Raw genomic sequence first — 2,925 nt, 5'->3', positions numbered from 1 at the left:
GAGCCGGGTGGGCGGCCGGACGCCGGTGTGCACGGCGAGCACCGCCTTGATCAGTCCGGCGAGGCCCGCCGCGCACTTGGCGTGGCCGATGAGGGACTTCACCGAGCCGAGCGAGCAGGCTCCGGGCCGGGCGCCGGCGGTGCGGAACACCTCGGTGAGCGTCTCCAGTTCGGTGCGGTCGCCGAGCACGGTCCCGGTGCCGTGCGCCTCGACCAGGCCCACCTCGCGGGGTGACAGGCCCGCGAGGGCGTAGGCGCGTTCCAGGGCGCGCCGCTGGCCTTCGGGCCGGGGCGCGGTCAGGCCGAGGCCGCGGCCGTCGCTGCCCGCGCCGACGGCCTTGATCACGGCGTAGACGCGGTCGCCGTCGCGTTCGGCGTCCGCGAGCCGCTTGAGCACGAGGCAGGCCACGCCCTCCGCGAGGACGATGCCGTCGGCGGAGGCGTCGAAGGCGCGGCAGCGGCCGGTCGGCGACAGGGCCCGCACCGAGCCGAACAGCAGGTGGTCGTGGAGGCCGTTGTGGGTGTCGACCGCGCCGCACAGCACCATGTCGCTGGTTCCGGCGAGGAGTTCCTTGCAGGCCTGGTCGAGCGCGGCCAGCGAGGAGGCGCAGGCCGCGTCGACGGTGTAGGTGGGGCCGCCGAGGTCCAGCCGGTTGGCGACCCGGCCGGCGATGACGTTGGCCAGGGTGCCGGGGAAGGAGTCCTCGGTGAGCCGGGGCAGCCGGGCGTCCAGCTCCGCCGGGACCGTCTCCAGGTGCTGGGCGAGCAGCGAGCGCGCCGCGTACGCGGAGGCGAGGTCGGCCCCGGCCTCCGCGGCGAAGATCACCGAGGTGGTCTCCCGGTCGAACGGCCGCTCCTCGTACCCGGCGTCGGCCAGGGCCCGGTCGGCGGTGCGCAGGGCGAGCAGGTGCGCGGTCTCGATGCCGCCGAGGGAGGCGGGCGGCACTCCGTGGGCGAGCGCGTCGAAGGGCAGGGGCGGCAGGAAACCGCCCCACTTCGACGGTGACTGCTCGCCGGGTGCCGCGTCGGCGCCGGCCCAGTGGCGGTCGGCCGGCCAGCGGTCCGGGGGCACTTCGGTGACCGCGTCGGCACCGGCCACCACGTTGGCCCAGTACCGGCCGAGGTCCGGGGCACCGGGGAACGCGCAGGCCATGCCGACGACCGCCACGTCATAGGAACGCGGGCTCATCGGCTCAGCCCCTCCCGGCGCCGGAGAACAGCGGGAAGTAGGTGTCGAAGTCGTCCCGGCGGTAGGTCTCGGCGAGTTCGGGGACGCGCGCGAACGGGGTCACCGGGCCGTCGGCGATGTCGGGCAGCCAGCCGGTCTCCTGCATCACGTCGCGGATGCGGGGGGCGTCCTGCAGGCGCCAGGCGTGGGTGTGCACGTGGATGTGCCGGCTGATGCACTCGGTGGCGCGCAGGTTCCACAGCCGCATGCCGGTCTTCCAGCCGACGGTGGAGACCACGCCCTCGCGGGCCAGGCTCTTCATGGTGGCCCGGTGCAGGCCGCCGCCGAGGTTGTCCAGGAAGACGGAGACACCGTGGCCGCCGGAGAGTTCGCCGACGATCTCCAGGAAGCGTGCCTCGGAGGCGCGGTAGCGGTCCATGGCGTCGGGGTCGGTGGACTCCTTGGCCCGCAGGTAGTCGAGGTCGGGGAACTCGCGGCGGTCGACGGCGATCGCGCCGGACGCGGCGATCTCCTTCAGCCGGCTGTCCCGGCCGGAGACCATCGCCGTGCGGAAGCCCTCACGGCGGGCCAGTTCGAGTTCGGCGAAGACGACGCCGCCGCCCCAGCCGAGGACGAGCGGCTGCTCGTCCCAGGCGTCGTCGACCTGGCTGCGCCAGCACCGGCTGGTGACCCGCCAGTTGTCCCAGGCGGTGAAGTACCGCGCGAACGGCGCCCACCGCTCCACCGGGTGGCGTCCGTCGGCGGGCAGCGGCACCAGCCGGTCGGCGGGTACGACCATGCGCTCGGCCAGCAGGCCGGGCGAACCCGGCGCGTCGTAGGCGCAGATGGTCTCCGCGTAGCCGTGGCGGTCGACCTGGCCGAACGGGATCCACAGGCACTCCTGGCCCTCGCGCAGTCCGCGCACGGCCGCGCCGGTGCGCAGCACGCGGACGACGCCGCAGGTGCCGAGGACGATCCGGTCCTCGCCGCGCTGCCGGACGATGTCGACGGGGCTGCGCGCGAGGGCGTGCTCCATGTTGGCCTCCCAGCAGCCGACGAGGGACTCGACGAGCACCTCGTGGTCGCCGGGGGAGGCGATCGGGATGCGGGTGAGGGTCAGCTCACCGCGCACCGGGCCGCCGGACCTGTCCTGCGGGCCCGCGGGCAGCACCCAAGCCTGCACGTTCTCCATCAGTTCCCCCTTGTGTGCGTGTGTGCGGCGCCGGACATACCCGCCTGCTCACGCGTCTCGATCGCGGTCAGCCGTACGTGCCCCCGTGGCGCGATGCGGCCGGGGCACCGGTCCGGCCGCCCCGCCGTAGCGATCATGGCGATGCTATAGGACGGCCCCTGGCCCTCCGCCAGTGCCGTGCGCAACGTCATCCGCACCGTCATCGCCCCCACCTGGACAGAAGGTCCGTCAACAGGCCGGTGATGCGGGCGCGTTCGGGTCCGTCGGCGGGCAGCCGGGTGATCGCCTCGTCCAACTGGCCGAGTTCCTCCAGGACCAGGACGGCCGTGGCGGCGTCCTCGTCCTCGAACGCGGGCGGTTGCGCGTCCGTCGGCGGGGCGAGTTCGGCCAGCAGGTGGCGGGCCAGCTCGGTCGGGGTCGGGTGGTCGAAGACCAGCGTCGGCGGCAGCCGCAGCCCGGTGGCGGCGGCGAGCCGGTTGCGCAGCTTCAGCGCCGCCAGCGAGTCGAATCCCTGCTCCAGGAAACGGTGGTGGGCCGGTACGTCGTCGCGGCCCGCGTGGCCGAGG

2 protein-coding genes and 1 pseudogene are annotated in these 2,925 nt (G+C 74.5%); all 3 read right to left on the bottom strand.

The annotated features are described in order from the left end of the window. A pseudogene (locus CCN44_RS41285) lies at positions 1 to 1,230 on the bottom strand (beta-ketoacyl [acyl carrier protein] synthase domain-containing protein); the annotation flags it as partial. Further along, on the bottom strand, positions 1,193 to 2,359 hold the full coding sequence (locus CCN44_RS41280) for a zinc-binding alcohol dehydrogenase family protein (RefSeq protein ID WP_086704341.1): 1,167 nt from the start codon (positions 2,357 to 2,359) through the stop codon (positions 1,193 to 1,195). The gene CCN44_RS41280 and the pseudogene CCN44_RS41285, both read right to left, overlap by 38 nt. Before the next feature lie 199 nt (positions 2,360 to 2,558). Beyond that, a partial coding sequence (locus tag CCN44_RS41270; RefSeq protein WP_143650445.1) for an acyl carrier protein occupies positions 2,559 to 2,925 on the bottom strand: 367 nt, incomplete at its 5' end.

This window comes from Streptomyces tricolor (genome assembly GCF_002155905.1).
In the GTDB taxonomy this organism is placed as follows: domain Bacteria; phylum Actinomycetota; class Actinomycetes; order Streptomycetales; family Streptomycetaceae; genus Streptomyces; species Streptomyces tricolor.
The sequence above is the reverse complement of the archived record's forward strand: the minus strand, read 5'-3'. Positions and strand labels throughout refer to the sequence as shown.

Coding starts and splice junctions, on each gene's coding strand:
- CCN44_RS41280 (WP_086704341.1), bottom strand. CDS start 2,359: ATGGAGAACGTGCAGGCTTGGGTGCTGCCCGCGGGCCCGCAGGACAGG.